The following is a 6,545-nucleotide window of genomic DNA, read 5'->3' as shown; positions in this document are numbered from 1 at the left end:
CAACCGTCATGAGCGGATTCGGCGTCAGCGCGGTCGCGGGAACAGGGGATAGAAGAGTGCTGATCACAAGCACTATGAGCAATCCCGCGACACGCCGACCGACGCTCCTTGGGGGACGATGAGAGTTCATTCGGCACCTTGTAAGCGAGCAGTGCCGTGGCTTGCAAGACCCTGCTAGTGAGACCTACCAATGGCCTTCATTGTCACACCCGCCACCCCCTTCGGCAACAGCCGCAACTTCCGTAACGGCAGTAACATCAGGAACTTGTGACAAAATTGTCTGTTCACGGCACTTTCGCCTGGTTAGATACAGAAGCTAGTGAAGCACTGGTTCGCTCGCCCACTAATGACGAAATTTCCTCCTACCGAGATGTAGCTTCGGCAAGCTTTCGATCAACTGCAGCCCGCATTTCCTGTCCCCATCGTTCCGTGCTGGCGCGATCAGTGAAAGCTTCGGCCGTTTGACGAGCGTTTGCTCGCATGTCCTGTAACTCGCTCTCGTTCATACCGACGATCTGCACAATCCGCTCCGCGAGACCCTTGATGTCTCCAGGTCGCACGAGGAACCCATTGACACCATCGGTGATGAAGTCGGCCGGTCCGTACGGGATGTCGTAGGAGATAGGTATGCAACCCATACTCATTGCTTCGACAAGTACCAGACCCTGACCTTCCAAGGTACTGGTGAGCAGCGTGAACGACGCTTCCTTGAACTTCTCTTTCGCAGCAGAGCTGTAGCCCAACAACCGAATGCTGTCGTTCAGACCGCTCTCGGTAATCAGCGCAGCAAGAGTGCCGGCTTCGCTTCCGTGACCATAGATGTCGAGCGTGACCTTCAGCCCTGTTGATTGCATTGCTTCAGACACTGCAGCTATTGCATGGTTGATGCGCTTCCGCTTCGTGAGACTTGCGAGGATCACGCTAGAATCTCGTTGCCTATCGTGCTTTGCATAAGACATTGGAGGTATATTCCGGCTGTTAGGTATTACGCACGTATTTGACTGCTCGCCCACTAGCGCGTCCACGTCCTCTTTCTGCTGCTTCGTGAGGAACACCACAGCATCGAAAGTATCCAGCCGTTCGAACACATACTTCCGGGACGGACTCAATTCCCCGAAAGGCCTTTTTGTGCCGCTTGCCAGGTGTGAGTTGTGCACTAGGTGCATTGATATCACGTTGGGTCGGCGATACCTGGTGATGAAGTTTGCGCTCGACTTACTGTCGACAATCATGTACGTCTCACGAGAACCCGTCACGACGTCGAGCCAGAACAGATAAAGCGGCCAAATCTGATTCCAGGACATAACTGGCGTGCCCTCAGAGTCGCAGAGCGACACTATTCGTCCGCCCTCGATTCCCCGCTCGTCGAGATCCTTTCGATCACTCGCATAGATAGTCCCGTCCGGCCTGAAGTAGTCCGTCTGCAGTGCAGCCTGGGTAGCACTATTACGCCTGAACCGGCGGCGAAGGATTCCACCAAACCTGTCCTCGTCGTATTCGTCGTGCTCGTCAATCGGCCGGAACTTTCCCCTCAATCTATCTGCCGGGACAACTTTCATCATCGTCTCGTCGGACATTTCTGCTAACTCTTCCCAAAGGTTGCGCAAGCGTATCCCGGGCACGGTCTTACCTTCTGCTGCAAGTTCGCATCTAATGTCGTCGTAGTCGTTCTCGTAGGCGAAGGTGAGCACATCGACACTCTGCCCAGCACCGGTTACAAACGCCCGTGACCTATGGAGGAGTGCCTCCGTCATACCTCCGAAATCGAAGGGAACGCTCCACGTCACGGCGCAATGATACCCGTCGGGCAAAATGTCGCTCGACGGAAGTGCTGCATCAGTAGACATGTGTCGATTCTCTTTCATTGTGACTTACGAATTCAGTAGAGGCTGTGACGTTCAACAGGGAGAATTTATTGGAAGGAAATACTAAGGTTTCCGAGCGTTGTCGAGTAGGCCGTGGCGGTACCCGAAAGTCCCGCGAGAGGGACGCGGGTGACCACGGTCGTCTTCATATAGCGCGTTTCGAGCATGAGGTCGGCGGTGCATTCTTTCAATGCTTGCATCATCTCGACGGGAAATACGAACATTAGCGATATAGATCCATCGGCGCGCTCCTCGCGCTTAGACGAGGCCACTCGGAAGAAAGCTTCTCTCGACCGAATCTTCATGCTGCAATAAAATGCCGGTAAATAGCTGTCAAGTGGCTTAGATTCAACCTTTGTCTGCACCTCGAGTTCGATCTCAAGCGAACCGGCCGCACGAAACGTACATGACGAATCTACTATCCGAACTTCGACCGGTGGACTGGGCATCCGCTTGCGGTTCACCGCATCTCTCATCGTATCCGCCCACTTCTGCACCACGTTCGCATCCGAGTACTCCATTGCCCGTGCTCTTGCGGCGGCACGCAGCTCAGCAAGCCGTGCTTTAGGCATGGTCACGAGTTCCTCGATGCATTTCGCCAGCGCATCTACGTTCCCCTGCTCAACGATGAATCCGTTCACTCCGTGCGTGATTACTGAAGCGGGTCCATACCGGATGTCGTAGGTGATGGGAATGCACCCGGCCGCCATGCTCTCCAATAGCGCAAGTGGCAACGCTTCTGACGTGCTGGTGAGAAGCGAGAAGGACGCGCTGCTAAAGAATTGTTGTGCCGAGGTGACATGCCCTTTGAGCGACACTGTGGAATCAGAGCCGAGCGAAGTGATGAGTTCATTGAGCGCCTCTAGCTGCGATCCGCCTCCGAAAACATCCAGGGTCACAGGTTCGGAAAGACGTTCGTTGGCTTGATGTACAGCCCTGATCGCGTGGTCGATGCGCTTTCGATGGTTCAAGGATGCGGCCTGCATCCCCCGACGCGGGTTCCGCGCAACCCCGGGGTCTGTACCTCCTATCTCCCGGCTATTCGGTACCACGTAGCTGTTTCCCACGTCCGCCTGCCTCAGGTGGACGTCGCGCTCTTGCTGCTCGGTGAGAAAGATGACACCGTCGAGTCGGTCCAGTCTGGGCAGCACTTCGGTAGCGGATTGAGTCAGTTCCGCGGCAAAACTACCGGAAGGTGAGGCCAAATGTGACTCGTGAATCTGATAGAGAACCAACGCGTTGTCACGTTCGACACTAGCCATAAAGCGAGCCGTGTCTTTATTATCGACGACAAACCATGCAGGATCAGTGCTTGTCAGGTATTCAATCCATGCCCGGTACAAACCCCAAGCTGAAGTCCATCGACGAACTGGCCGCTCTCGTGAGTCGCACAGAGTTAGAACCCTACCGCCGTGGAAACCCTCCCGCTTGGCGTCGTGGCGGTCGGAGAGCAGGAGCGTTCCATCCGGTCGGAAATGATCCATCTGCAGCAACGTCTTTCCATCCTCCGCATATCGCGCGAGACGAGGATGCGGTCCTTCGAGGCGCTCGACGACAATGCTGGACCGCGTCGACAACGGAGCAAAATGCTCATATACGGTGGCGTCGCCTCCCCGCTCATTCACAGCCTCAGCTACCGCCGGCAGATCCTCCCACATGTTGAGGACGCGAGTTCCCTCGTTGAGGAAACCCCGTTCAGTCAGGACTCGCCGGATAGTGGGATAATCCCTGAAGCTATCAAAAGTGAGGATGTCCACCGGATGGCCGCCATACTTGGCGAAGGCTCGTGATCTGTGGAGCATCGCGTTCGTGCGCCCTGCAAATTCCGCTGGCAAACTCCACGTGACCGCAAAGTGCCGACCCGCCGGCAAGACCGTCGCCGTGTGCACTCCATCTGCTGCCTCAGACATGTTTCTTCCCCCAGAATCCTCGTGTATCAACGATTACCTTGCCCTCGAGACTTTCGGCTGGAATCTCCCGGAACCGATCGTGGTCCACCAGCAGAGCCACGACATCGGCGGCATCGACGCCGTCCTGCATCTCACACCACTCCACGTTGGCGATCCCGGAGACGACCGAAGGAAGGTTCCGCCTGTCCCTCAACGGAGTTGCCACCAAAAGGCGAGCATGTGGTGCGTCAGCCGCGACGCGCTGCACGATCTCCACAGCCGGAGACTCCCGGATGTCGTCGATATTCGCCTTGAACGCAAGTCCGAGGCAGGCGACGACCGGTTCGGCCAGGCCCTCGATCCCAGCGAGGATCCTGTTCACGATGTGCCCCGGCTTGCTGTCGTTGACTTCGCGCGCCGTGCGGATCAGCGTCGAGTTCTCCGGGTCCGCGGCGACGATGAACCAGGGGTCGACGGCGATGCAGTGCCCGCCGACACCCGGGCCCGGGCTGAGGATGTTGACACGCGGATGATGGTTCGCGAGACGGATGAGCTCCCAGACATCGATGCTCAGGTTCTCGCTGATGATGCTCAGCTCATTGGCGAATGCGATGTTCACGTCCCGGTAGGCGTTCTCCACCAGCTTGCTCATCTCGGCCGTCGCCGCATCCGTGATGTGGATCTCGCCCTGGCAGAACGTCTGGTAGAGCTGCCGGGCGGCCTCGGACGCATGCGGTGTCAACCCGCCCACCACGCGGTCGTTGGTGACGATCTCGATCATGATCCGGCCGGGGAGCACCCGTTCCGGACAGTGCGCCAGATGCACTACGGGCTTGCCGTCCACCCCGTCGAGGCTGAGATCGGGCCGTAGCTCGAGGAGGTAGTCACCGAGGCGCTGGGTGGTACCTGGAGGGGAGGTCGATTCGAGGATGACCAGCTCTCCGCCCTCGAGCTGTGGAGCTATCCCTTCCGCGGCCGCACGGACGTAGGACAGGTCCGCGCTCTTGTCCGGCATGAACGGAGTCGGGACAGCGACGATGTAGGCACCGGCCCGCGGAGTCTTCGTGGCGGCACTGAGCGCTCCCTGGCTCACGGCACCGGCCACATGCACACCGAGGTCGGGCTCCACGAAGGGGACGATGCCGTTGTTCACGGCGTCGACCGTTTCCTGGTTGACGTCCACCCCGACCACGGACAAGCCCGTAGTGGCGAGAACTGCTGCCGTGGGCAGCCCGATATAGCCCAAACCAACGACGACGACGTCGGCCCGCTCAGGGGCGCCGGACGTCCGCTCAGATATCAACGTGCTCATATGGCCTTCCGTAGAACTTGAGATCGCCCGTCGCGAGCAGCTCGGCATCACCGATCTGCCAGGTATGGCCCGACCCGTTGCGCACCTGGACGTAGTTGAACCGGTCGGCCGAGTAGATGGTCCCGCCGCCGGCTGACGCGTTCCGCAGGAACGCCGTGTCCTCACCGCGTCGAAGATCGGGGAACGGATTGTCCCGCATGAGTCCGGCGCGCGCCACGATGGTGGGGCCCATGACGAAGTCGCTGAAGCGGTGCTCCCGCTCCCCCGACCGCAGGATCACGGCATCGGACGTGGTGAGGTGCATGTAGTGGGCCTGCTTGCCGACCACATCCGCCCCTGAATACTCCAGCGCGAACAGTTGGTCGCTGAGGTACTGCGGACCGTAGTGGTCGTCGTCGTCCATCTTCGCGAGCACCTGCCCGTCCGCCGCTTCGGCGCAGCGGTTGAGGCACGCGCCGAGGGTGGTGTCGGACGATTCGGCGAGGAACACGACATCTGCGATTCCGTGCGCCCGGGCCATGGCGCGGACCTCCTGTTCGGCAAGCGGAATGCCATGGGCAAGGAGTACCAGCTGGGCCTGCACGCCGATCTGGCTGCCGATCGTCCGGCAGATGTGCTCCAGCTGTCCCTGGCGGATCGTGGGCACGAGGGCCGACAGCGTGGGGCGGTCCACGGGCCGACTGCTGGCGGGCGCCACTGCCGCGACGACGCGTTCGGCACGGTGGGCGTAGGTGTGGCCGGTCCAGACACGCCGCTGCGCCAGGTGAGCCGTGCGGTCATTGAGTTCGGGATTGCGGACAAGGGCGCGCACCAGGTGTGCTGCTTCGAGGCGTGTGCCTGCAACCGGGACCTCCCCTGCAGCGAAGAATTCGGGGATGGCAGCACTGGGCGCCGAGATCACAGGCGTGCCGGACGCCGAGATCTCGAAGATACGCCTGGCGCACATGCTCGGCGAGTCCACCACCGAGTTCGCGTTGAGGAACACCTTGTAGGCCTTGTAGGCCGTCAGCATCTGGTCATAGCGGAGGCTTCCCACCACCCGGGCGTCGAGCGGTGCGGGGAACTGGTACTCGGCACCGCCGTCGAGCAACCGGGAGAAGATCTCCAACCCGTGCTTCATGCCCGGCGAAGCGTCCATCGCCCCGCCCAGCAGGAGCTGCAGCTGATCCCTCCGCTCGGGGTACTTGTGGGCGAAGTACATACCGGCGAAGGCGACGTCCCTCGAGTGCCGCCCGTGCACGGGGCGGACGGGATTGTGGACGGCAGGCTGGGCGGCGAAAGGCAGCACTGCTACGCGCTCGTGGCCAAGGTCCTGGCGGTAGGACGCCACGCGCCCCTCGTCCGACGTGAAGACCCAGTCGGCGAGCTTCGCCGCGGCCAGGAAGTCCGCATAATGGGGCGGGTCCTCCTTGTTCCAGAACACCGTGGGCAGCCCGTGCGCCCGGCACCAGGCCATGAGCTCACGGAACTCGGGAGCCG

General features: G+C 60.2%; 4 protein-coding genes. All 4 read right to left on the bottom strand.

The window, feature by feature from the left end; translation table 11 throughout:
- Positions 1-362: 362 nt before the first annotated feature.
- Positions 363-1,847 carry a glycosyltransferase gene (locus CVO76_RS14695; RefSeq protein ID WP_208739925.1) on the bottom strand — a complete coding sequence of 495 codons (1,485 nt, stop codon included), beginning with the start codon at positions 1,845-1,847 and terminating at the stop codon, positions 363-365.
- Between the two features lie 65 nt (positions 1,848-1,912).
- Positions 1,913-3,775: a glycosyltransferase gene (locus tag CVO76_RS14690; protein ID WP_208739924.1), complete on the bottom strand. Its 1,863-nt coding sequence runs from the start codon at positions 3,773-3,775 to the stop codon at positions 1,913-1,915.
- On the bottom strand, positions 3,768-5,066 hold the full coding sequence (gene wecC, locus CVO76_RS14685) for a UDP-N-acetyl-D-mannosamine dehydrogenase (RefSeq protein ID WP_208739923.1): 1,299 nt from the start codon (positions 5,064-5,066) through the stop codon (positions 3,768-3,770). Before wecC ends, CVO76_RS14690 begins: the two co-directional genes overlap by 8 nt.
- Positions 5,047-6,545: glycosyltransferase family protein (locus tag CVO76_RS14680; protein WP_244186009.1), on the bottom strand; the 1,499-nt coding region annotated here is incomplete at its 5' end. The genes wecC and CVO76_RS14680, both read right to left, overlap by 20 nt.

It is taken from the genome of Arthrobacter agilis, assembly GCF_002953615.1.
Classification (GTDB): domain Bacteria; phylum Actinomycetota; class Actinomycetes; order Actinomycetales; family Micrococcaceae; genus Arthrobacter_D; species Arthrobacter_D agilis_B.
This window is presented reverse-complemented; position numbering and strand designations above follow the sequence as displayed.